Source organism: Leptospira inadai serovar Lyme str. 10 (assembly GCF_000243675.2).
Lineage (GTDB): Bacteria > Spirochaetota > Leptospiria > Leptospirales > Leptospiraceae > Leptospira_B > Leptospira_B inadai.
In genome coordinates, this window is record NZ_AHMM02000024.1 from 61,085 (window position 1) to 84,374 (window position 23,290).

Below are 23,290 nucleotides of genomic sequence, written 5' to 3' on the forward strand. Positions count from 1 at the left end.
CAAAAGGAAAGTCGTTTTTCCGTGCAGAGGACAGAAGACAGACGACTGAGGACAGAACATTGGTGAGCCGGGTTTCCATGTTTCTACAGGAAGATTCCTCCGTTATCAGTGGATTTTTCGTCTAACCCCGCTGCCTTCCCAACATGGTGCAGCTTCTGTCTAGCGTGAGCAAAGCGAACGCGTCTGTCTTCTGGCCTCCGTCCTCTGAAAGGCGCAGATGTGTCGGAATTCCGTCTTTTTGCTTGATTGCTGTGGATTGTTTCGCGTCTTAACGCGATACGTAAGAAAGTTGTGTGCAAGACTTTGGGGGTTTCGTCATATATCTTGAAAGTAAAGAAATTTATTGTTTCTATATATATAAAAACGGAAAGTTAGAAAATTATGAACCAGAGAGAATCCCGCAAACTACGTTGGAAAATTACGGTAGGAATGGAAGTGTTAACTTCCATTTTAGCGGTTCCTCTCGCAGTTTTGTTCATCATTACGGCGGGCGGTTATGACTTTCACAAATCCCTCGCGTTAATCATCTGTTCCTGCATTTCGCTTGTGACTTCTTTCGTCGTGCCGGCGATTCGGTTTTTCTATCTCGGTAGAATTCTCGTAGTCCTCGAGCCTGAACAATGGAATAAATTAAATCCTGTCGGCAAGTCCCGGACCAAGGCCCGGATCCTTAACTTTCCGCTTTTGAATACGCTTTTTTACGTTATTCAATGGAGCTACGGAATAACCTTCGCTTGGCGGATCATGCATCTTGCCTTTCAGCCGACTTTTTTCGAATCTTTACCGTTCGCTTTCCTTCCGGCTATCATCTATCCGATCCTAGGAGTATCCCATTTCTTTTTAACCGAATCGATTCTTTCCTCGGTTCTGGAATCCGATACGTTAAGCGGCGTACAGACACAATCTTCCGCAGTCCGAAAGGTTTCGATTTTTTCCCGGATCTTTGCGACTATCGCGTCAATTTCGTTATTGCCGGTAGTGATCTTCGGATACTTGCTTTTCGAGGAAACCAAAGGTTGGATTAAACTCGGGGATGTGACGACTCCGCTGGTTCTTACGTTATTTTTTATGCTGATCACGGTTGCGGTCGCCTCTTATCTACTCGCGGTCAGTATTCGGAAGAATTCCGGAAATATGGTAAAAGCATTCGAGGAGATGTCAAAGGGAGATTTAACGATAGAATTGCCGATGCTCTCAACGGACGAACTGGGTAATAGTAGTAAATCATTAAACGATTTTGTAAAGCGACTTCGAATTATCGTTAAAAGCGTGATTCGAGAAGCCGAAAAACTTTCGGGAAGCTCGAAGGTTTTAGAAGAGAATACCAAAGAACTTTCGAGAAAGATGCAGGAGCAGGCCGCTGCAACGGAGCAAATGAGCGCCGGAGTGGAGGAGATTGCGGCCTCGGTGAGTTCGACAGCGTCTCGCGCGGACGGGCAGGCTTCCATTACGCAAAAAGCGACCGATTCCTTGGTGGAATTGGACGGTAGGATTCGACAAGTCCACTTGGCGCTTTCGGAAACTAAAAGCGATGCGGATAAAATGAAGTTCGAGACGTCGAAAGGTGAGGAGGCGTTGCTCGGGACCAAAAAAGCAATGGCCGATATCGAAGAGAGTACTTCTAAAATGGGCGCTACGGTAAATGTAATCCACGAGATTACGGACCGGATCGGCTTACTTTCGCTAAACGCCGCGATCGAGGCCGCAAGAGCAGGTGAGGCAGGAAAAGGGTTTGCGGTCGTGGCTCAAGAGATCTCGAAATTAGGGGAGCAAACCCAAGAAAATGCAAAGAGAATTCGCGCCGCCATTCAAGAAGCTTTAACTGCGACGAAAAGCGGTCGAGAAGTGATCGAATCGACTCAAGCAGTCTTTCAAAAGATAGGACAAACCGTCGGGATTACGTTGGATAGAATATCCGAGGTGGCCGATCTATCGGATTCCCAACTTTCGGCAAGCGCTAATGTTAGATCGGCGTTTACCGATCTATCTCGATCTGCGGAAGAAATTAGAAATCATACGCTGGAACAATCCCAGACATCGGCGGAATTTTCCAGAACCATCGTGTCTATATCCGAAACGACGGAACTGTTAAATAGAGTAGTGAGCGACATAGACAATCTTGCGGAAAAACTTGCCCACCAAGCCGCAAGTTTGAAAGGTGATGTCGAGTTCTTTAAAACCTGATTCTTTACCGATTCTTGGATCTAAAGAATTCGAAAAATCGATATGATTAAACGAATACTGATTTCGACCCTTGTGGCTTTTATAATATTCGTCTGTTTGGTCGGCCACGCTTATTCAACAGGCAACCGGGATTCCGAGTAATAATCCGGTGGCCGCCTTGGCGGCGTCTAAAGATCCGAGGAAGCGGATCGTCGTATGCATGGGCGATAGCATCACTCATGGAAGAGTCAGCTACGATTATGTAAACGGGCTCGCTTCCGATTTCGATCTCGAAAAATTTTCATTCGTTAACGCCGGGATCAATAGTCGTCTGGCCTATAATTTGTTGCAGAAAGTCGACGATATTATCGCACTGGAACCGGATTTTATTACGATCTTAATCGGCACTAACGACGTAAAAGCTTCGCTTAGTGCGGAGGAATCCGAACGCTATATTAAACTTTGGCGATTGTCCGAACCGCCTTCTAAGGAGCTATTCGTTAGCAGCCTGCATAATCTTATTATGAAATTACGGAGCGAGACGAACGCGAAGATTGCTTTGATCTCTCTCCCTCCTCTGGGAGAAGTTTTGCAGAGCGAGCCTTATCTTCGTTCCTCTGAGTTTAGCGGAGAAATCCGCAAAATTGCGGAGGCGGAGAGAGTGTCCTATCTTCCTTTGCACGAAGAATTGGATGCGATTTTACGGAGTAAAGCGCAGAATAATATTCCGGAATATAGGATGGATTTGCCCGCGATGTACATTGCGATCTTTCTACATTATGCAATGTTTCAAGACTGGAATTCCATTTCGGATATGCGGGACCTGCGCTTCCTGACGGATAATATTCATTTGAATCAAAGGGGAGCCGACGTCGTCCAAAAGTTGATCAAGAAATTCTTACTCGAATAAAATTTGGACCCGCCGCCACGACTTACTTTGCCGATTTAGTCAGGGCTTCCAGAAATCATCGGAAGATATAATTTCGGCTTGTCTAGGAAAAACTTTTCCATCAATACTTGGTGAGTCTCCGGATCTTTATCTGCGCAGAGATCCTTGAGTATTCTGTTCTTATAACCTGTATCCGATGCTTGGCGTAATGTGGAGAGAACGACTCCGCTTGTAGCGACGCCGAACATTACGATTGTATTGATTTCGTTTGCCCGCAAAATCATATCCAATCGGTACCTAAAAAGGTGCCTACTATGAAAAGGGTCATGAAATATCGCGAACGATCGCCTATGGAACGGGCGAAATGGCCGTGATTTAACGAATAAATCCGGCTTCTTAATAAAAAGAGCCGTCGAAGTTACTTTCCAATATTTCTCCAAAGCATTCCGAATCGTAAAAAGATTCGGTAGAATAGACGACCGGGTGATCCTGCGTTTTGGGAAGATCCGATTTTGGCTGTTCTGTATTGGAAAGGATACCTTCGAATTCTCTTTTCGTGTTCACGCGTCGCCTCTTTATTTATGGTAGCGAATCTTTAGACGATTTATTTCACTCGGATATGAAATATTCCGTTTCGATAATTTATTATTTCTAATAAATTTTTTTCGTAAGCAGAAGACAGAAGATTATTCCTATTAACCTGACAACAATTTTTTTAAAAACGAATTATGTTGGAGCTCCGACACAGAAGACAGAACATTGGTCAACGGGGTTTCCACGTACTAGAGAAAGATTCTTGTGTTATAGTGGATTTCACGGCGGCTTTTCCAACATCGAGCAGTTTCTGTCTTCCGCCCTCTGCGAGCGCCCGGCATGTCGATTGGAAGTGGTTAGAGTTTAGGTATTAGAGGTTAAATGCAATCAATTCTGTAGGAGTTCCATCAGGGTGGTGAAGTCAGGAAATCTGTCGTCTGTCCTCCGTAATCCCCGAACCACCTAGTCCGATTTCAGCCCTTTGTGCAATAACCGGACCATCTCTCGGATTGTGGCCTTGATTTCAGGCTCGGGAACCTTGTAGACGATTTGTCCCATAAAGCCCAAGGCAAACGTAAGCGAGGAAATTCCGAACGCAACGGATTTTAGATCCACCTTTGAATCGATTTCGCCGGCTTTTTTAAATTTCTCTAATTCTCTGACCATTTCAGGAATGGCCTTTTCATAAATCTTCGTTTGTATAATTTTACTCACGTTGGCATCCAAGATGATTCTGCTTACTGCCACTTTCATGAAGTCGGAATAATTTTTAAATTCGCTGCATCGCTCCGAAATCGAATCGAGCAAGGCTTCTTCTAAATGAGTGTAATCTTTAGCAGCGGGGGATTTTTTGAGAAGAGCGTCCCCATTCTCGTCCAGTTCTTCCGCTCTCGTGAGAATCGCTTCTAAAAGACCCTGCTTTCCGCCGAAGTATCGCATAATCAGGGCCTCATTCGCGCCTGCCAATCCGGCAATGTCTTTCGTCGTCGCTGCATCGTATCCTTTTTGAGCAAAAACCTGAATCGCGGCCTTCATCAACGCTTTCTCCGTTCCGATTCGATCCCTTTTCTTAGGGGATGATTTTGCTAAGGACGAAGACGGGGATTTTCGAGCATCTTTTTTGATCTTCTTTTTTACAGGCTTTGTCATTTAACCGTCCACAGGAAATATATCCCGACCGTTGACTAATCAGCCAAGCGGATTTTCATTTTGTTGAACTTTTCGCGCTTGCTCGGCATTCCGATCCTCCGGAAGAATGTAAAATGTAAGTAAGTAATTACATAGTAGACGATGAAGGCACTTGAATTACAAACGAAATCTACTCAATATTCAAGCGAAAATAAACCGTCTCAGCATAACGCCAAGAATAATGCTCCCTTGGCGTTATGGATTAGGACAGGGGACACAATGTACATAGCTCTTCTCTTATTACTCGGACTAGGCGTATTATTACCCGGCCTCGGTAGTTATCAAATTCTGACCCAGGGCGACGAAGAGATGCACATTGCGACGATTCGTGAAAGTCTTTCCAGTTCCTCCTTTCTATTTCCTAAATTTGAAGGAGTGATGAACCTTTACAAACCTCCGGCGCTCTTTTGGTCAGGCATTGCCGCGGATTCAATTTTTGGGACCAGCATCTTCGCGGAAAGATTCCCATCCTTTCTTCTTTTTTTATCTACGGCACTCTGTATATACTCCGGCCTGCGGATACTAGGTTCTCGGCCTTTCTTCGCTTTTTCCTTTGCCGCATCCTTCTTATTCACCCTGGGAACGTTTAAATTTTCCCGCTTGGTCATGATGGAAGCGTTTCTTGTCTTTTTCATAACGGCAGTTTCGGTCTTAGTTCTTAAGTACCAAGTTTCGCGGGAGCGAGGATGGCTGGTCGTTGCGGGAATTCTTTCGGGTATGGCCTTTTTAGTAAAAGGCCCGCTGTTTCAGGTTTATGCAGGAATCGTATTGGTATCGTTTTCAGGCGTCAACGTGTTTATTACGAACTCGTCCGGAAAATGGATCGGGTTCAAACGAATCGGTAAGGAAGTTCAAGATAACGTAATATTTCATCTTTCGGCTCTTGTCGTTCCTGCGATATGGATTATCAGTTTGCTCTCGTATTCCGAAGCGGGACGAGAGTTTCTGGCTTTCTTTTTTCTAACGGAAAATTTGGGAAAATTTTCAAGTGCGACTACGAATCAAGGGGAATGGATTCTTCCAGCCGGTTGGTTACTTTATAGTCTCCCTTTTTCGTTCTTATTACTTTTTGCGAATATTTATGCCCTCGCTACAAAGGCGAAAAATTACGCGCAAGTTTTAGGGAAGACGCTCATATGGGCCTCGTTTGCGATTCTTATGATTCATCTGACTCCGAATCGTAAGGATTTTTATTATGCTCTTCCGATATTGCCTCTGGCATTTCTCGGAGCCGGGGCCTTTTTCTCGCGGACAAATCAGGAAATCTTAAAGAAACCTCTTTCCTATAATTTGGGCTTTCTAATCGGTTTTGGAGCTCTGCTTACGGTCGGAAAAGTCTGCTACGAGCGGATTTTAGGAACTACCGTACTTCTCGATACATTATTCGCGATTCTTACCGTCTCCGCTTTTATCGTATTCATTCTTACGCCTAGATTCGTAAATAATCTCTCTATATACGCTATTTGTAATGTACTGGTGGCCGGCCTCCTGATGGCTTACGTTCAATTCTCCTTAATTCCGGCTTTAAGTCTTTCGGATTTTCCTGAGTCGGGGCCGGTCCTACAGGCAAAGAAAGTCTGCGTAATTGCGGAGAACCCCTGGACGGCACTTTCGTATAAGAACGCGTTAGTCGGGTCGGATGTGGCGCATTCCGTTCCCGGTTCCGAACGGAACTGCGTCGACGGAGACCGAGCGGTAATCGACTACGTTGCACATTGGAAGGGCCGAGACGATTATAAACTCGTTCAATCTTGGCCGATTCGAAAAAGAGATCTTACTTGGTCCGAATTTCTCGAAAACGGTCACGGCCAAGAATTAATCTTTTATTATGAACCTACTCATTTATTAAAAAATTCGGAGGCAAGATGACTTCTCCCTGGCTTGCAAAAGTCTTCCGCTATCTTCCCATTTTATTGCTTGGAATTGCCGTGGGGGGATTCGTAGCCGTAAAATACGCAAAACTGCCGGGTTCCATTACCAAAGAAGATTGGGAAGGCAAGGAGATTTGCATCGAATATTGCGATTCCCTAACCAAATGTACGAAAGAGTCGATACCTCAGGCTACCGAAGATCAATTATATAAGATGGAGAATTCTTGCTTGAGAGGTTGTAGAAAACATTTCGATAAAATGCAGGTCTGCCTGGTTCCTGAAAAGATGTCTTCCTGCACCCATTTAACGTCCTGTCTATTTCAGGAAATGAAAAAGTACTATTAAAAAACGACTTTTTGGTATTGGAAATCGATTCTGGAGGATTATCCCTTCCAGAATCGATTTACTTTTTTGACGTAATCCCTGGTTTCCTTAAACGGTGGAATTCCTTTATGCTTTTCTACGGCGCCTGGTCCTGCGTTATACGCCGCGATAGCCAGGTCCGTATTGCCGAATCTTTTTACTAGATCGCCCAAAAACTTTGTGCCTCCCGAAATGTTTTCCGCGGGATCGAACGGATCTTCGACCCCCAGCATTTCGGCCGTTCCGGGCATTAATTGCATTAATCCGATCGCGCCTTTCCGGGAGATTGCGTTGGGTTTAAAATCGGATTCCGCTTTAATTACCGATTTTACTAAATTCGGGTCCAGTCCGTTTCGGGCCGATTCCTGCCGAATAAAACCGGAAAGTCCCAGCGTATCTAAATCGCCTCTTACGTTTCGAGTGGATTCGATGTCGGATAACTTTGAATTTAGGATATCGGAAAAGGATTCTTGCGTATTTGTAGGAGGAATTACCTCCGTACGAGTTTCTTCCTTCTTAGGGACGAATCGATCCGGAATTTCTCGAATCTCTTCCATCCGGCTTAGTATACTTTGAAAGGCAGGTAGATCCGCTAGCTTCATCGGTCCTCGGGTCCAATTCTAATCTGTTTAGTATAAAATGACCTATTATGTCTCTCGGCTATTTTTGGAGGCTTCTGAAGCGTTTTTTGGGTCTTTTCACAGTTTGAGAAAAGGGTTGGTTGAAAAAAGATCAGGATATTGAAGGATAGGCCCGTGATTGAAATAGAGATAGTCACCACACCTAGGCTTACTGCCTTCCCGGTATTCCTTGCATTCAGTCGAGGATATTTCGAAGAAGAAGGAGTAAAAGTTCGTGTCCGAGTCCTGAAAAGTTACGAAGCTGTTTTTGCTTATTTGAGAGAAGGGAGAGCTGAAGCGGGAGAGGTTCCATTTACTGCTTGGCTGGACCAACAATTACGTAGGACCTCCCCGAATTGGACCCTATTCCGCGGCGTAATTCTATCCTGTTTGGTTCAGGGATTTTATTCCGCCTCGTACATGGAGGCCGAGGCGATACGGGACTCTTACCATAGTTTTTTACCGATTCTTCATCCATTGTCTTTGGATAGATTCGTGGCGGAAGAATTTTTCAGATCGGAAAACTACCATCGTAGAAAGCCGGTACCCTATTTGGTTACCCGCCCGACACTTTTAGTACACGAATTCATAAGAGCGGAGTGTATGGGGGTCGCTGCTTCCTTGCAGGAATATCCATTTTTCGGAGAAAAAGGATACTGCCTCACGGTAGACAATGAAATTCCACCCTATTATCTTCCCACAAACATGTTGGCGTTTACGGGAAGATTTGCGTCTAAATTTCCCGACGAAGCGAATCGGGTTTCGAGAGCTTTGAAAAAAGCGATGGAAGATCTAGCGAATCATGTCGCTTACGAAGGTGATTCGTACGTTGCGGATTGGGTAGGTCCCTGTCCTTGGAAGCCCGTGGATTTGGACGGTTTTTACAGACGTCCTGTTTCGGAATTGGGAAGAATCCTTTCGGGTATGCCGTCTTTGGACGACGTTCGATTTGTGGTGGATATGTATAGAAAGACATATCCTGGAGACGAACAAACGGCTCAATTATTGGACTTAGCGTCGCAACGTGTAGCCGATAATCCTTTCCCGAAATTTCCCGGTGCGCTAGATTTCAAAAAAACCAAGTTACACGCGGAATATTATTCTACCTTACATCCGAATCGGAGTCTGAACAAAAAAGAACTCACTAAATCACCTCTTCGCAACTTAGTCGGCGAAATGAAAGAACTTGCGTTGGGCCTATTTTCGGGTCGTCGCGAAATGTCTCTAGATAAGCAGATCCCGATAAGCCCGTATCTTTTCATTCGTTCCTCGATCAATAGTATATTAGATTATCTAAATCAAGAAATACGTGATTTAGAAGAGAAGAACAAGCGCCTCATGGAGGACAATTATCTCCTGGAGACCCGTCTCGATATAAGCGATTTAAAGAGACAAACCACCGAAGAACGCTATCGCTATATGTTCGAATTTGCCACGGATGCGATGATCATCGTCAACGCAGATACGCGGATGATTGTGGACGCCAACCGGCGTTTCAGGGAAGTTTCCGGATACCAAGGTTCCGAAATCAAGAATATAAGATTAGCGAGAATTCTACCGGACATTTTGGACCAAAACGAATTGAAATCGCCGGGAGGAAAGGATCAGAATATGGCATTTCTTCCCGAGGCGACCTTGATTTTAAAGGACGGGACCCGTTTTTCGGTCGGCTTAAGCGTGACCGGGTTTAGTGCCGAAACGAAGCGATTCTATCAAATCCAAGTCAGCGATAATGCGCTCGTTTTGGAATCGGAAAGAATCAAACACGAATTTATCTCGAATATTTCCCACGAACTGCGATCACCGATGACGAACATCCAGGGATATTTCGACCTGCTTTTATCCGATCCGGTTCTGACGTTAAACGAAGAGCAAAAGGAAATGGCGGACGTGATTCGTAAGAACGTACGAAGACTGAATTTCCTGATAGAAAATCTGCTTCAGCTGGAAAAAAAGGATTCCCAAAGCTCCGAGGAAATGGAGGAGATTTTCGACCCTGCGGTGGTCATAGAGGAAGTCTTGTACATCAATTCTCCACCGGCGGTCGAGAAGGGATTGGAGGTCGTATCCAATCTTGCCAAAGGATTGCGGATAAAGGGAGTACGATTCGAGTTTTCCCAAATCATAACCAATTTGTTCGTGAATGCGATTAAATATACGGAAAGGGGAGCCGTGGACGTTGTCTTAAAGAAAATTTCCCCTTCCAAATTAGAACTAAGCGTTATCGACATGGGTATCGGAATCGATCCGAAATATAAAGAAATGATTTTTGAACGATTTTTTCGAGTGCCGGATCAACGGAATCGGACCGTGGGAGGAACCGGTCTAGGTTTGTCGATCAGCCGTGCTCTCGTAAATAAAATGGGCGGCGAGGTCTTCGTAGAGCCCAACCGAAAAGGCGGAAGTATTTTTCGAGTCGTTTTACCCTTATTGACCTCATGAAGCCCCGACTTTTGTTTTATTCGATTTTTGCGATTCTAGTTTTATCGGGCGTACTGATTTCTTTTTGGTCTCCTAGGGATAATGGAAGGAAATCGGAACTTCTTCAAGGCGGACTCTCTCAAGATACGGTCTCTCGCCAGGAATATTCCTTGTTCGAATCTTCTTCGGGGTTCGTGGACTTTTCCGGAACTACGGAGGAAAAAGCCGTAGATCCTAATGAACCTAGGCTTCCGGAAGAAAAAAAATCCTACTTGGACAAGTTGAGCGAGGAAGATCGGGCAAAATTGTACGAGCAGATGTACGAACGGTTCAAGCCGCTTGCGGATCGCTTCCCCGACAATCGATTCATTCCCCGTAAAATCTCTTCGGAAGAAGCCGCCAAACGCAAGGAAGAGGAGGATCATTATTATCGAATTCAGAGCGATCTTCTGGACAGAAGGGAAGTTTCCAAAGAGGATATGAATTTCTTTTTAGATACAAAATTAAAGCGGTCGGACGATATGCTGGAAATTCTCAAGTACAGCATGGAGAATTTCGAAAAATCTTCCGGATCCGACCGATCGGCAAATAGCGAATACGGGAAAATAGTCAGGGAGAGAATCGAGAATATCGAAAAGAGCAGGGCAGAAGTTCTTGCTTCAAAAAAAAGTAATGGAAATTAACGGGTACGCTTAACGCCTATGTTTCCCTTTTTTCTTTTTCGAGATAAGCTTCTTTTTTCCCGCAGTCTTTTTGGCGATCGGTAAATTCATATCGGCAAGTAGAGCCGTAAGCGCAAATAACGGTTCTAGTCCTAAAAGTTCCAGCAAGTGCAGGATTTTCCCAAAGCCGACCTGTTTCAGCAAAACCAAGGCGTTCTTCGTTCCGAATCCCTTGAGGAGTAGGGGGATTTCAGCGACGCCTCTTTTGCGTATCCATTCGGCGCATTCCTGAGGAGTCAGCGCATTCGCTAGGGGAACAAAGTCTTTGACGGGGAGCGCCTTAGCCAATTCTAAAAACGATTCCAGCCCTACTGCATTCAGATATTCTAATGATTTATCCGATCCCAGTCCGTGCAAAATTTCAACGATCGACTTAGGACCGAGAACTTGATTAATCTTTCGGACATCTTCCGCCGGTAGAGCCTGAGCTAGGATCGTCAAATCCGGTAGTCCCAGATGTTTTACGAAAAAAACAAGGTCTGCCGGATCGGATTCCCGAATCAGCGGAACTAAAATCGTTTCGGGTATGGATTGGATGAGTGATACGATTTCCTTTTCACCGAGATGTTGACTTAGGTAAAGTAGCTTTTTGTGATCCACTTTTTCCGAAATGGAAAACAGCGCTTCGTATCCCAAATTTCGAAATAGCTGAAACGATTTCTGCGGGCCTAGTTTGTCCAGATACTCTAGAGCGTTTTGAATTGTGGATATGACTTTTTTCAACCTAGTATATCCTTCAATATTTCCAAAACTAAAGGAGAAAGATTCCGCTTTTTATTTACTTCTCTCAGATTGTACGCGGCGTCTTCGGCGACCTTACCGACCCAAAGTTCCAGCTCGGTGGTCGACAGTCCGAGAAACTCCCGGATCGTTTCTTTTCGGTAATGATTCAGCAGGGTGTCGCGGGCGGTTCCGTACAAATTCTCCAGCGCGGATTGAACTTTCAAATCGGAAGCGACGGCTCGTCTAAGACGATCCACTCGAGGTCCGATCTGCCCGCCATCCACTCGGCCCATTTCGGCAAATCCGGTTTTAAAAAGAAGTCTCAGAGTATTTCGAAGTGCGGATTGGACTTCTGCGGCACCGGAACCGATGGAGACGAAATCCGCGATGCGTTCCGTAAAGGCCGGCAATAACGACGATAAGAATTGAGAAACCTGCTTTTCCAAGCCGGCGGCTTGAAAAACTCCGTGCAACGGATTGATTTTTTTATGGAATTCGGTTAGGACTTTTTCCAACCCTTGGGAAAGAATATCCTGAACTTCGGGTAGATTTAGAATTCCTAATATTAGATTTTTAGAAGGCGCCGCCTGAGTGCCGGCGATCAATTCCACTAGAGCTTCTCGAGTTTCCTCCGACAAAAATTCATCGAATGAAGTGTGAGGGAAGGCTTTTTCGATCGGGAACTCTTCCGACAAAACTTGGATTTTTTCTTCCGGAAGCCGTATGAAACCGACTGAGGATGGAGAAAGACGAATGTTTTCCGGCAAGAGTTCTTCCAGGCAGGAATCGAATAAAAAATGTAAACTTCGGCGAAAAGACTCTTCGAGTCGCCCGGGTTGCGTAAGCCAGTCGTTAACTCTGGACTTTCGCGATCGAAAAAAAACAATTCGAAACGCCAAACGATTCTCCTTATGCGGTTTGCAAACTAGACCAGGCCGCTTCCAATTTCGGTAAATGAGAAGTTAGCTGGTTTTTATGATATAAGACTAAATTTTTCTTTCTTAAATTATGAGTATCTTTGGGGGCTTGAAACAGTTTTTCGTCGAAAACTATATCTTCGCCGTCCAATTTTAAATACCCTTTTTCCTTGGCTTTTCCCAAAAAGGAGTCGAAAGCGCTCATTAAATGTTCGCCCGAAAATTTCCGTGAAATATAAATTTCCGGATGCTTGGAACGAATCGTTTCCGCCAGAGCCTTTAGCGCCGCGAATAATTTGGTTTTGCTTTCCCTAGCCTTTCCTTCGCATTTTAAAAGCAGATAGGAGGCCAAATTTCCTGCCGTAACCGTATAACCGTTTCCTAATTTCTCCTTTACTATGCCTGCCACTTCGTCCGCGTCGGCTTCTTCGGGAATCGGGAAGGGTTGTCCGTAACCGATATGAAGTTCGGCTTTTTTGGACGAGAAATAATCGTACGTGAACGTAAAGGAATTAAAATGCAATCCTTTGAACTTGGAGCGTAGGAAATAAACGCCTTTCTTGATTTGATTCATATAACCGTCGTGATTAAATGTACCTTCCGGGAACAGGAACAGGGTTCGTCCTTGGGCGATTTTTTCGGAGAGATAGCTCCATTCCTGTTCCACCATATCCCGAAGTTCCCCTTTCTTCAAAAGCTCCCTCGTGTTATCCCTAAACGGTCTCTTTATAGGAACGCAACCTATATAATCCATAAATTTCGGGATAATCATAGATTTGTCGATCAAACCTAAGATGACTTTCATGATTCCTTTAGGTCGGAGTTCATTCACTAAAAATCCCTTTCCGAGCATATCTTCGCGAGCAGGAATCGCGAATTTAATCTTAGGGAATACGTGCCGATAAACGGCGGCCAATGCGGGAACGTCGGCTTCCGAAACGTGATTGGCCATGAGGACGGAAGGATAGGGTGCATCCAATTTTTCGTCCGATTTTCCGTTCGGGAAATGTTCTTCAAAAGAATCGAATGCAAAGCCTCGCGCTTTATAAACGAGATCGATCATCCAGCTGTAAGTTTTCGTAGTTCGGACGGGTTCGACTTGTTCGGTTGGTGTGCTCATTTGAGATGTAGAATTCATTCAATTTTTCCTTTTTTATTCCACGATGTACTTAGGCACGGATTCGCTTATCCGAGTCGTGGTTTCGTAATTAATCGTATTAGTCCAATTGGCATGGTCGTCGGCAGTGACTTCTTCCTGACCGTCCTTTCCGATAATCGTAACCTCATCTCCGATTTCAATGCCGCGTATATGTGTCACATCGAGCATGGTCATGTTCATACAAATTCTTCCCAGAATTTTCGCGCGCTTGCCCCGTACCAGCATGACTCCGTTATTGGAAAGTTTCCGATCCAATCCCTCGTAATAACCGACCGGTACGACTGCGACTTTCGTCGGTGCGCTGGTTTGGTAGGTGGATCCGTAACCGACGAAACTGTCGGAGGGTAAATCTTGCATATGTACTACTCTCGTCTTCCAACGAAGTACTGGATGCAGACGAAATTCGCTCTTTCCGTTTAAATGAAGCGAGAGTCTCGTTTGGAGACTAGGCCAAAGCCCATAGAGGGAAATCCCGATTCGAACCAAATCGTAATGCGCTTCCGGAAAGAGCATGGTGGAAGCCGACGCACAAGCATGTCGGATAACGTTCGTATATCCGAATTTCTCGAGGGCCAGAATCGCTTCCGCAAATTTTTGTATCTGCACCTTGGAGTACTTTTGTTCGATGACATCTTCCGTACTCGCAAAATGGGTGCAAATTCCTTCCAGAGATAAACGTTCCTTTTTGAAACCGGATAGGATCGACTCTAATTCGTTTCCGAAAGAGCCCAGTCGTCCCATACCGGTATCCACCTTCAAATGAATTTGCGGTCTCGGGCGACAATTTGCAAGAATGCCGGCATCTTCCACTCTTGAAACGACTACCCAGAAATTAGAATCCGAGATTTCCTTCACTCGTTCCTGGATGGCCGGAGTCGCACCCATAATAAGGATGCGGGCGGAAGGATATTTGCTTCGAAGATAACGAGCTTCCTCCAGAGAATTGACCGCGAGCAGATCCGCTCCGGCATTTAAAGATAATTCCGCCATCTGCAAAAAGCCGTGGCCGTACGCATTGGACTTGATCACTGCGCTTAAAAGGGTCTTGGGACTGAGAAGGGAACGAAAACTTTTGAGGTTCAGCGTCACTGCCTCTTGCGAAAGTTCGATCCAGGTTCTGTCTTTCAAGGGTCGTCTCGATTCCTTTCCGTTTCTCCTAGTATTGCTTTCTCCCGGTTTCTTCCCAATAGTTTTTTCCAAATCAATCGCGGAAAAAAAAGGGTTTCCCGAGGGAAGAAAACTCCGCATGCTGCCCGAGAAAACTCCTCACAAACAACCCAGGAAGTACCGGATGAAGCAATATAAAGTCGTGCAAACCTTCCCCGTTCCCCTCCAGGATCTTCTCAAAGCCAGGGAAGATCGTTACAAATACCTGGAACAGTTTCCGGAACTAAAAAACGTAGAGCTTTTGGAGGAAAAAAAAGAGGGAGATCGGGTTTTTCAAAAGAGAAAAGTAAAATTGGCGGATTCTCTGCCTAAAGTTCTGGCCACCTTGCTTTCCGATCCGTCACTCTTGGAAAATTCAGTCTTCGATCTTAGCACAAACACGCACGAATTTACGATCGCTCCCCCCGGAAACGATTCGATTGTAACAATTAAGGGAGTTTCGGTCTATAAGGAGCTGGGTCCGAACGAATCGGAGCGTAGCTACGACGTGCAGGTCTCTTCGGGAGTTTTCTTAATGGGAACCGTGATCGAAACTGTTATCGAAGAGATTCATAGGCATTCCTTGGACAAGGATAAGAATTCCATCTCCGAATTTTTAAAAAAATACCAAGCCGAGTAATTCTTCCCTCCATCCAAGAATCGAGCAGCTATCTTTTTGCTGGCTGCTTGAAATTTTATTCCTTAAGTACTTTGAATTTATTCCCTTTTCGGTTCTTCCCCGTTCACAGTGTTCCCCCAGCCCTTGAGCGTGTCCAGGAGCTCCTCTGTGGGACTTCCTTCTCCGAGATAGATCAACTCCTCTCCTAGATTCCAAGCTCCCCAAACCGGTTTTCTTTTTTGAAGGCTAGTCAATTTGTCGGCGAAGCGGTCGTCAGATAAAAGTTGTTCGTAGTCGGGGCTTTCCGAGTCGATCTCGAGGAATTCCCAACCGAAGCTTTGCAGAGTCTGGAGAGAAGTAGAAGCTTCCTTACAACCCAGACAGTTAGGAGCCTGGGCGAGGAACAACACTCCTTTTCTTCCGGATTTTTCGGCTTGGGAGAAGGCGATCGCTCGAGTTAGAGTTCGTTTACCGGGTGTCGGAGCGAAAAAAAAAGCGTTATTTGCAAACCAAACAATACTTAAAATAATGCAAAAGAGCCCAAAAAGAATCAAAAGAGCCCGTTTTCTAAAAATAAAATTCATCGTTTGAATCGGAGTCATTTCCGGTTTTGAAAATTCGCTTTTTGACCTTTCCATAGAAATGTAATATAATTTGTTCGGCGGTTTTTCCGATTCTAAGAAAAAGAAGTTTGGAAAAAATAAATATAAATTTACGTAGAGAGTTGACAAAAAAACATAGTCATACGCATGCTCGGTTTCTAAACCAAAAACCAAGTTTCGGAGGTGTCAGGCAGTAGATGAACGCATTGGGTAAGCACGTAATTGCAGAATTTTATGAGTGTGATTACGAGACCATCAACAATCACGAATTGGTAGAAGATATCATGTTGAAGGCCGCCGACCTTTCCGGCGCCACTACGGTTAAATCTGTGTTTCATAGGTTTAGTCCCTTTGGCGTAAGCGGTGTGGTCGTCGTAAGCGAATCCCACTTCGCGATCCATTCCTGGCCCGAATACGGTTACTGCGCAATCGACGTCTTCACCTGTGGAGACATTATTGATAACCAGACCGCTCTGGAATATCTCAAGGAACGCTTCTGTGCCAAAAGCATCTCTGTAGTGGAGATGAAGCGTGGTTTGTTGCAATTAGGCGTCGACCTACCTTACAAGCCAGTTGGGAATTAAGGACTATCTCTCCGGCAGAGCCGGAACACCCCCCATCGATAAAGATCAATTTCCTTCTCCCGGAGGGAGCAAGGAGTTCTTTTGTATTATTACCACGAGGAGAGGTATCAGAGTATGAGCCTAAAGATTAAAGAGCAAGTAAAGATCGTTAACCGTTTTTCTTTTTTAAGAAGTACTATTGAAATCAATTCCACCGAGTCCGGTGAGGCTTTCCTCTTTACGAGAGAAGCTATTCCGGCGGGTGAAGTTGTAGCCGTCTGGGGAGGCAAGGCAGTTCACAAGAATGAACTGGCGGGACTTTCCGGATTGTCGACCCCGCACCGGGTTCATAGCGACTTCTATCTGGTTTCTCCCCTTCATGATGACGGGATTGATTCGATCCACTATATTCGACAAAGTATAGAGCCGAACTGCGGATTTCAGGGCGATATTACCCTCGTCGCGCTGAGAGACATCGCTGCCGGCGAAGAAATCACGTATCATCCTGCTATGAAAAATCCGGAACTGGCTTGGGCTCGTACGGAAGACGCTGAGATCGTCAGAAACCGCTTCAACGGAAGTTTCCCGTCGTATATCCAATCTAGAATCGACGCAGACCCCGAATTGAAGGTCTACGAGCCGTTCAAGAACGGCGCCTGGGGTCTTTTGACCTCCATCGACCTGGAAGGCTGTGATGCGGCTTCAATTCGCGATGCGGATGCGATCAGACGCTACGTTCGCGAACTCTGTGATCTGATCGAAATGAAGCGATTCGGTGAAACCGTCGTCGTTCATTTTGGAGAGGATGAGAGAGTTGCCGGATACTCTATGTTCCAACTGATAGAGACTTCCTGCATTTCCGCTCACTTCGCAAACGAAACCAATACTTCCTATATCGATATCTTTTCCTGCAAAGGATACGATCCGAAAGTAGCGGCGGAATTTACTCGGGAATTCTTTAAAGGCGATGCAATGCGCCTTACCGTAACAAACCGCTTCTAGGAGGCATATTGGAACTCTGGCTGGACGAAGCGCTCGAACTACCGAACGGGCGCGCTCTGAAGATTAAAATAAAGGAATTCGTCCATAGCCGAAGGACTCCTTTCCAGAAGATAGACGTATTCGAATCCCAGAGTTTTGGCCGCATGTTTACTCTTGACGGAGTGATCATGATGACCGAGGCGGACGAATTCGCTTATCATGAGATGATCGTCCACGTTCCGATGATGAGTCATCCCAATCCCGAAAAAGTTTTGGTGATTGGGGGAGGTGACGGCGGAACGGTGCGAGAAGTTCTAAAGCATCCCTCCGTAAAGGAAGTCCATCTGTGTGAAATCGATAAGGGGGTGGTGGACGTATGCTACGAATACTTCCCCGAGATCGCAAACGCGATGAAGGATCCGAGGGTAAAACACGCCTACGAAGACGGAGCTAAATATGTCCAAGATTATAAAGAATACTTCGACGTAATCTGCGTGGATTCTTCCGACCCAGTGGGTCCGGCAGAGGTTCTCTTTAAGAAACCTTTTTATGAAACTATGGCGGCTTCCTTAAAGCAGGGCGGGATTTGCACGACTCAGGGGGAAAGTTTTTACTATCACGGTAAGGTCATCAAGGAACTCTTTCAATTCATTCCTCAAATCTTCGATCATTGCGGTTACTATTTCACCGTAGTGCCCACATATCCTTCCGGAATTATCGGTTTTACGTATTGTTCCAAAGGACCGGATCCGTATAAAGTGGAACCGGATCCTAGGCGGGCCCCCAAAGGGTTGAAGTATTACTCTGCAGAAATGCATAAGGCGGCGTTTATGCTTCCTCCATTCGCTCAGGAATATATCGTGCGTAAGTAAGTCTTGGATTTTCATTCTAAATTTATTCGACGGAGAGAGGAGTTAGGTTCTCTCTTATGCGTAGGGATCGATCCCGATATCTCGAAACTCCCGCCTTCTTTGGAAGGACAGTATGAAAAACTGTTCCTGTTCTCCCGGGAAATCGTTGATGCCACTGCGGACTTTGCGGTCGCATACAAGCCCAATATCGCATTTTACGAAGCCTTCGGTTCTCAAGGGATCGCTCAGTTCGAAAAACTGATTCGACACATAAAAATTCATTATCCGGGAATTGCGATCGTTGCGGATGCGAAGCGCGGAGATTTGGATAATACCGCCAGACAATATGCGAAGTTCTTTTTCAAAGAGTTGGGAGTCGATTCTTTGACTTTATCCCCCTATATGGGTGCGGATAGCATTCGACCGTTTCTGGAAGATTCTTCCAAGTTGGTATTTCTTCTCTGCTTGACTTCCAATCCTGACTCGTCTCAGTTCCAGAAAAAAACTTTTTCCGAAACGGGAAGAACTCTGTATAAAGAAGTCGCAGCGTTAAGCGAAACATTTTCGGCACGAAACGTGGGCCTGGTCGTCGGTGCGACTCATCCGAGCGAGTTGGGAGAACTTAGGGCCTTGCATCCGGACCGGATATTTTTGATCCCCGGTTATGGAGCGCAAGGAGCTTCTTTAGAGGATGTGATCGCGGTCTGCGGGAAAAATTCGCTTATTAATTCTTCTCGAAGCGTTATTTTCGCGTCTTCCGGACCGGATTTTGCGGAAGCTGCTCGAAAGTCGGCCGAATCGATCACCGTTCAAATGAGGAAACTTCTTCCTTTTTGATTTCGCATTTCATGATAAGCGGAAGTATCGCGATCGAGTTTAATAGATGTATAAAATTTTAATATAGATTCTTATGCTTTAACCGTAACGGCCTTTATACGATCGGATGGACTTTGATTTTTTACGGATAGGTACCGAGCTACTTGCCCAATTTGGCGGGCCCGGATTGATGGCGCTTTCTTTTGCAGCGGCGACTCTCTTGCCGTTCAGTTCCGAAGCGGCCTTGGCGGTAGCCATTCTTTCCGGGATGTCTCCGGAGCGGGCCGTTTTTTGGGCCTCCGTCGGAAATTGTGGCGCATGCGGCTTTAACTACGGATTAGGTTACTGGTTTCGAAACGGAGTGGAGATTAAAATAGCGCAGTCCAAGACCTACTCCCATTGGGCAGCGGTAATGAAAAGGCGGGGAATACCCGTTTTATTTCTGTCTTTTTTGCCGATAATCGGCGATCCCATTACGGTTTTAAGCGGTTTTCTTCATCAACGGCTTATTATTTTTGTTCCTTTAGTATTCTCTCTTAGAATTTTAAGATACATCGTTCTCGCTTTCGGGCTTTTGCCCTGAACGTTCGACCATTCGGTTTACAAATCCTTAGTTGCCTCCGACTTTTTTCTCCCGCGCTTCGAAGTTAATTTTTTTTCCGACAAAGAAGCCATCTCGATCCGTCTATAAGGAAATATTTTTCGGAGAAATACTTGAAGCAGTCCGCTCCCAGAAAGAGGGCCACTGGAACGGCTTCCCGGCCGATCGGTAGGTCCAAGCCGAAGTTAGCCATTATCGGAAGCGGAGTCGCCGGATTGGGGTGCGCTCATTTTTTAAAAGATGAATTTCGGCTCACAATATTCGAGAAAGCGGATTATATCGGAGGCCATTCGAATACGGTTATGGTGGATGAAGGCGGAAACTCGATACCGATCGATACCGGTTTTATCGTTTTTAATCACGTTACGTATCCGAACCTGAGGCGTTTATTCGAGGATCTTAAAGTTCCGACTAAAAAAACGAGCATGTCTTTCAGTGTACAACATGTACCCGAGAGGTTGGAATTTTGCGGATCGGGATTGAACGGGTTATTCGCTCAACGAAAGAATTTAATCAATTTTCGTTTTCTTCGCTTATTGTTAAACATTAATCGATTCAACTCGGAAGCCCCCGCGATTCTGGACGATCCCAAATACATGGATTATTCCCTGGATCGATACATCCGTGAGGAAGGATATCATCCCGATATTCTGCAATACTACTTGGTCCCGATGAGTTCGGCAGTCTGGTCCACTCCTCAGGAAAGTATACTGGAATTCCCCGCGTATTCCTTAGTACGATTCTTTCTGAATCATGGATTTCTCGGATTGAATACGCAGCATCAATGGTATACGGTCGAAGGGGGATCGAAGGAATATGTAAAGCGCTTAACGGCACCGATTAAGGAAGCTTTCCGATTAAAAACGCCCGTAATCGGTGTGGAACCCACGACGAGCGGAAAAGTAAAGGTCTTTCTCAAGGGCGGAAAAACGGAGACCTTCGATAAGGTGATTTTAGCCTCCCATGCGGATACGTCGTTAAAGTTACTCAAGAAACCCACCTCGCTTCAGAAAGAACTTCTTTCCCAATTTTCGTATCAAAGGAATATTGCGACCCTTCATACGGACGACTCGGTAATGCCCCGAAAGAAATCCACTTGGTCGTCCTGGAATTATAGGATGGATAGTATCGCCGGAAAGATACGTCCTCATACGATTTACTGGATGAACAGTTTGCAGGACGTATCTAAAAAAAAGAACTATTACGTGTCGATCGGAGATCCGGGTAAAGTGATTTCAAAAAAGATCATTCGGGAAATAGAATACGAACACCCCTTATTTCACGTAGGATCGTTGAAAGCGCAGCGGCGACTTTCGACATTGAACGAAGGCGGCCCGATCTATTTTTGCGGGAGTTATTTTAGATACGGGTTTCACGAAGATGCTTTTTGGTCCGCCAAGATCTTGTCCGAGGCTTTGCTAGGCAGGCAGATATGGGCTTGAATTCCAAAATAATCGAAGCAAGCGTAATGCACGATCGCCGCGTTCCGAAGCGAAACCGTTTTCGTTACGGAATTTTTACCTTTCAGGTCGACTTGGACGAATTAGATTTGCTGAATCGATCTTTTTGGCTGATCGGGAGGAATAACGGGCGGCTCTTCTCGTTTCGGGATGCCGATCATATGGATTTTGGAAAGGCGGGAATTAAGGAGAATTTTTTAGATTTCATAGATCGGGCGGGGGTAAAAGAGAAGGTAGGCAGGGTAACCCTAGTCACGAATTTGCGGATTCTAGGATATACATTCAATCCGGTTTCGTTTTATTTTGCGGAAGACGAATTCGGGAAACCGCTTTGTAGCGTGGCGGAAGTAGGGAATACTTTCGGAGAAATGAAACATTACTTTTTGGGGAAGGAAACTCTGGATGCCCGAGGTTTCCGGAGACAAGAAGGAAAATTTTTTTACGTCTCCCCGTTCGTAAATCTGGACTCCGTTTTCGATTTTCGTCTCAATCCTCCGTCGGACGATCGCTTGAATATTCGGATCGATGCTCTCGAAAAGGGCGAGACCGTACTCGTGACAACCTATACCGGAAAGGCCAGGAGATTGACCGATCTAGGATTGCTTTGGATGTTTTTCAAATACCCGTTCGTTACGTTTAAAGTAATAAGTATGATCCATTGGCAGGCGCTGAAACTTTACTTAAACAAAATTCCGTTTATTCGAAAAAATGAAAACATCGATCTGCAGATAGGAGTTCATCTTGGAAAGCGATAATTTCGTTAAGGTCGAACCTTTGGAATCCGGCGCCTCCGTCGGCGCGGAAGGATACGGATTTTATAGAAGGATTTTTTTTCGAGCTTTATCCGGAATGAATAAGGGATCCCTTCGGATTCTATTCCCGAACGGAGGACAGACCTATATTGGGGATCCGAATTCGACCGTTTCTTCCGAATTTCATTATGCGCTGATCCAGGTAAAAAATCCGGTATTCTTTAAGAAATTGGTTCTTTACGGCGATATAGGTTTGGCGGAATCCTATATGGACGGTGATTGGGATACGGATGATATTCGAGCGATTATCTGCTGGTTTCTTCTAAACATCGAGAGTACCCCCTCCGTTAGCGGTTCTAATAAGAATTTTTTTCATTTAACGTTGATGAATATAGGAAATAGACTCCTTCATCTTTTTAGGGCGAACTCCATCCGCGGCAGTAAAAAAAATGTCGTGGAACATTACGATCTCGGAAATGAATTCTATAAGAAATTTCTGGATTCTACGATGACGTATTCCTGCGCCTATTTCCAGGAATCCGGCATGTCGTTGGCCGAAGCTCAAACGGCCAAAATCAAGCGACTTTGTAAAAAATTGAGACTGGAGCCGGACGACCATATCCTCGAAATCGGAACGGGATGGGCCGAGTTTTCGACGTACGCGGCTAAGAATTACGGATGTAAAGTGATTTCTTACACGATTTCCGAGGAGCAGTTTAAGTTCGGTACGGAGAAAATTCGATCCATGGGACTTGAAGATAAAATCGAAGTTAGACTAAAAGACTATCGACTTGTGGAAGGCATGTACGATAAAATTGTCACCGTGGAAATGCTGGAAGCCGTCGGACACGAATACTTCGAGGACTTTTTTGCGATGTGCAATAGGGTTTTAAAAAAGGACGGTTTGATGGTTCACCAGATTATTACCTGTCCCGATTCCCGCTATGAATCCTTCCGCAAAGGAATCGATTTTATACAAAAGCATATTTTCCCCGGCTCTTTGATTCCTTCGATTGCCAGAATCAACCAAGCGATTAATCGTACTAGCGATATGTTTCTCCATGAAATCGAAGATATCGGAAGAAACTATGATCGTACTCTTTTATCCTGGTCTCAGAGTTTTGAGAGCAATCTTTTAGGAATTCGCGAATTGGGCCACGATGAAACTTTTATTCGAAAGTGGAGATACTATTTCTCTTATTGTGCGGCCGCGTTTCATATGCGTAATATCAGTGTAGTACAAGCGGTATACACTAGACCGAATAATCTCAAGCTAAATCGCGCGTGACTGCATCCGAACTTCCAAAATCCCGAAAGGCCACATCCTTC

Annotated in this window: 24 protein-coding genes; 15 read left to right on the forward strand and 9 right to left on the reverse strand. The window is 45.2% G+C overall.

Annotated features, from left to right (window positions below; genetic code table 11):
- Positions 1-381: 381 nt before the first annotated feature.
- Together LEP1GSC047_RS14130 and LEP1GSC047_RS14135 are read left to right on the forward strand one after the other, a co-directional pair.
- Positions 382-2,184, forward strand: coding sequence for a methyl-accepting chemotaxis protein (locus LEP1GSC047_RS14130; protein WP_010409395.1), 1,803 nt, complete (start codon positions 382-384; stop codon positions 2,182-2,184).
- Between the two features lie 157 nt (positions 2,185-2,341).
- Positions 2,342-3,073: an SGNH/GDSL hydrolase family protein gene (locus LEP1GSC047_RS14135; RefSeq protein ID WP_146036889.1), complete on the forward strand. Its 732-nt coding sequence runs from the start codon at positions 2,342-2,344 to the stop codon at positions 3,071-3,073.
- 35 nt (positions 3,074-3,108) lie between these two features.
- Here LEP1GSC047_RS14135 and LEP1GSC047_RS14140 read toward each other — a convergent pair whose 3' ends face one another.
- From LEP1GSC047_RS14140 to LEP1GSC047_RS14145, 3 genes are all read right to left on the reverse strand, one after another.
- Complete coding sequence (locus LEP1GSC047_RS14140) at positions 3,109-3,330, reverse strand: cysteine hydrolase family protein (RefSeq protein ID WP_238325589.1); 222 nt, start codon at positions 3,328-3,330, stop codon at positions 3,109-3,111.
- Between the two features lie 118 nt (positions 3,331-3,448).
- Complete coding sequence (locus LEP1GSC047_RS22215) at positions 3,449-3,616, reverse strand: hypothetical protein (protein ID WP_020988873.1); 168 nt, start codon at positions 3,614-3,616, stop codon at positions 3,449-3,451.
- A gap of 432 nt (positions 3,617-4,048) precedes the next feature.
- Positions 4,049-4,735 carry a TetR/AcrR family transcriptional regulator gene (locus tag LEP1GSC047_RS14145; RefSeq protein WP_010409399.1) on the reverse strand — a complete coding sequence of 229 codons (687 nt, stop codon included), beginning with the start codon at positions 4,733-4,735 and terminating at the stop codon, positions 4,049-4,051.
- 141 nt (positions 4,736-4,876) lie between these two features.
- Between LEP1GSC047_RS14145 and LEP1GSC047_RS14150 the strand changes: the two genes are divergently transcribed.
- Together LEP1GSC047_RS14150 and LEP1GSC047_RS14155 are read left to right on the forward strand one after the other, a co-directional pair.
- Positions 4,877-6,643, forward strand: coding sequence for an ArnT family glycosyltransferase (locus LEP1GSC047_RS14150; protein ID WP_081654383.1), 1,767 nt, complete (start codon positions 4,877-4,879; stop codon positions 6,641-6,643).
- Entirely contained in the window at positions 6,640-6,990 is a 351-nt protein-coding gene (locus LEP1GSC047_RS14155; RefSeq protein WP_010409402.1) for a Cys-rich protein, read from the forward strand. The genes LEP1GSC047_RS14150 and LEP1GSC047_RS14155 overlap by 4 nt, the downstream gene beginning before the upstream one ends.
- A gap of 38 nt (positions 6,991-7,028) precedes the next feature.
- On the opposite strand, the gene LEP1GSC047_RS14160 is transcribed toward LEP1GSC047_RS14155, so the two are convergent.
- Complete coding sequence (locus tag LEP1GSC047_RS14160; RefSeq protein WP_010409404.1) at positions 7,029-7,610, reverse strand: lytic transglycosylase domain-containing protein; 582 nt, start codon at positions 7,608-7,610, stop codon at positions 7,029-7,031.
- Between the two features lie 153 nt (positions 7,611-7,763).
- On the opposite strand from LEP1GSC047_RS14160, the gene LEP1GSC047_RS14165 reads away from it, so the two are divergent.
- Complete coding sequence (locus LEP1GSC047_RS14165; protein ID WP_010409405.1) at positions 7,764-10,070, forward strand: sensor histidine kinase; 2,307 nt, start codon at positions 7,764-7,766, stop codon at positions 10,068-10,070.
- A complete protein-coding gene (locus LEP1GSC047_RS14170; RefSeq protein WP_010409406.1) occupies positions 10,067-10,732 on the forward strand; it encodes an LIC_20245 family lipoprotein in 666 nt (221 codons plus the stop codon). The genes LEP1GSC047_RS14165 and LEP1GSC047_RS14170 overlap by 4 nt, the downstream gene beginning before the upstream one ends.
- A gap of 9 nt (positions 10,733-10,741) precedes the next feature.
- Here LEP1GSC047_RS14170 and LEP1GSC047_RS14175 read toward each other — a convergent pair whose 3' ends face one another.
- The 4 genes from LEP1GSC047_RS14175 to alr are packed head-to-tail and all read right to left on the reverse strand — an operon-like array spanning position 10,742 to position 14,818.
- Positions 10,742-11,494 carry a hypothetical protein gene (locus tag LEP1GSC047_RS14175; RefSeq protein WP_010409408.1) on the reverse strand — a complete coding sequence of 251 codons (753 nt, stop codon included), beginning with the start codon at positions 11,492-11,494 and terminating at the stop codon, positions 10,742-10,744.
- Positions 11,491-12,393, reverse strand: a complete 903-nt coding sequence (locus LEP1GSC047_RS14180) for a hypothetical protein (RefSeq protein WP_010409410.1) — start codon at positions 12,391-12,393, stop codon at positions 11,491-11,493. The genes LEP1GSC047_RS14175 and LEP1GSC047_RS14180 overlap by 4 nt, the downstream gene beginning before the upstream one ends.
- 10 nt (positions 12,394-12,403) lie before the next feature.
- The gene (locus tag LEP1GSC047_RS14185; RefSeq protein WP_010409412.1) at positions 12,404-13,549 is read right to left on the reverse strand and encodes a lysophospholipid acyltransferase family protein; all 1,146 of its coding nucleotides are present in this window, start codon (positions 13,547-13,549) and stop codon (positions 12,404-12,406) included.
- Positions 13,550-13,564: 15 nt separating this feature from the next.
- Positions 13,565-14,818: an alanine racemase gene (gene alr / locus LEP1GSC047_RS14190; protein ID WP_010409413.1), complete on the reverse strand. Its 1,254-nt coding sequence runs from the start codon at positions 14,816-14,818 to the stop codon at positions 13,565-13,567.
- Between the two features lie 43 nt (positions 14,819-14,861).
- Here alr and LEP1GSC047_RS14195 point away from each other — a divergent pair, with 43 nt between their 5' ends.
- On the forward strand, positions 14,862-15,356 hold the full coding sequence (locus LEP1GSC047_RS14195) for a DUF2505 family protein (RefSeq protein WP_020988930.1): 495 nt from the start codon (positions 14,862-14,864) through the stop codon (positions 15,354-15,356).
- A gap of 77 nt (positions 15,357-15,433) precedes the next feature.
- Here LEP1GSC047_RS14195 and LEP1GSC047_RS14200 read toward each other — a convergent pair whose 3' ends face one another.
- Positions 15,434-15,973, reverse strand: coding sequence for a hypothetical protein (locus LEP1GSC047_RS14200; protein WP_238325590.1), 540 nt, complete (start codon positions 15,971-15,973; stop codon positions 15,434-15,436).
- Positions 15,974-16,134: 161 nt separating this feature from the next.
- Here LEP1GSC047_RS14200 and speD point away from each other — a divergent pair, with 161 nt between their 5' ends.
- The 8 genes from speD to LEP1GSC047_RS14240 all read left to right on the forward strand — a co-directional run bounded on the left by speD (position 16,135) and on the right by LEP1GSC047_RS14240 (position 23,249).
- Entirely contained in the window at positions 16,135-16,521 is a 387-nt protein-coding gene (speD, locus tag LEP1GSC047_RS14205; RefSeq protein ID WP_010409419.1) for an adenosylmethionine decarboxylase, read from the forward strand.
- A 114-nt stretch (positions 16,522-16,635) separates the two neighbouring features.
- Entirely contained in the window at positions 16,636-17,502 is an 867-nt protein-coding gene (locus tag LEP1GSC047_RS14210) for an S-adenosylmethionine decarboxylase (RefSeq protein ID WP_010409421.1), read from the forward strand.
- A gap of 8 nt (positions 17,503-17,510) precedes the next feature.
- Positions 17,511-18,353: a polyamine aminopropyltransferase gene (gene speE / locus LEP1GSC047_RS14215; RefSeq protein WP_010409423.1), complete on the forward strand. Its 843-nt coding sequence runs from the start codon at positions 17,511-17,513 to the stop codon at positions 18,351-18,353.
- A gap of 3 nt (positions 18,354-18,356) precedes the next feature.
- Complete coding sequence (pyrF, locus tag LEP1GSC047_RS14220) at positions 18,357-19,169, forward strand: orotidine-5'-phosphate decarboxylase (protein WP_010409425.1); 813 nt, start codon at positions 18,357-18,359, stop codon at positions 19,167-19,169.
- A gap of 106 nt (positions 19,170-19,275) precedes the next feature.
- The gene (locus LEP1GSC047_RS14225) at positions 19,276-19,731 is read left to right on the forward strand and encodes a YqaA family protein (protein WP_010409427.1); all 456 of its coding nucleotides are present in this window, start codon (positions 19,276-19,278) and stop codon (positions 19,729-19,731) included.
- Positions 19,732-19,913: 182 nt separating this feature from the next.
- The gene (locus tag LEP1GSC047_RS14230) at positions 19,914-21,191 is read left to right on the forward strand and encodes an NAD(P)/FAD-dependent oxidoreductase (RefSeq protein ID WP_238325599.1); all 1,278 of its coding nucleotides are present in this window, start codon (positions 19,914-19,916) and stop codon (positions 21,189-21,191) included.
- A complete protein-coding gene (locus LEP1GSC047_RS14235; protein ID WP_010409430.1) occupies positions 21,182-21,964 on the forward strand; it encodes a DUF1365 domain-containing protein in 783 nt (260 codons plus the stop codon). Before LEP1GSC047_RS14230 ends, LEP1GSC047_RS14235 begins: the two co-directional genes overlap by 10 nt.
- Positions 21,951-23,249, forward strand: coding sequence for an SAM-dependent methyltransferase (locus tag LEP1GSC047_RS14240; protein WP_010409431.1), 1,299 nt, complete (start codon positions 21,951-21,953; stop codon positions 23,247-23,249). The genes LEP1GSC047_RS14235 and LEP1GSC047_RS14240 overlap by 14 nt, the downstream gene beginning before the upstream one ends.
- Positions 23,250-23,290 lie beyond the last annotated feature (41 nt).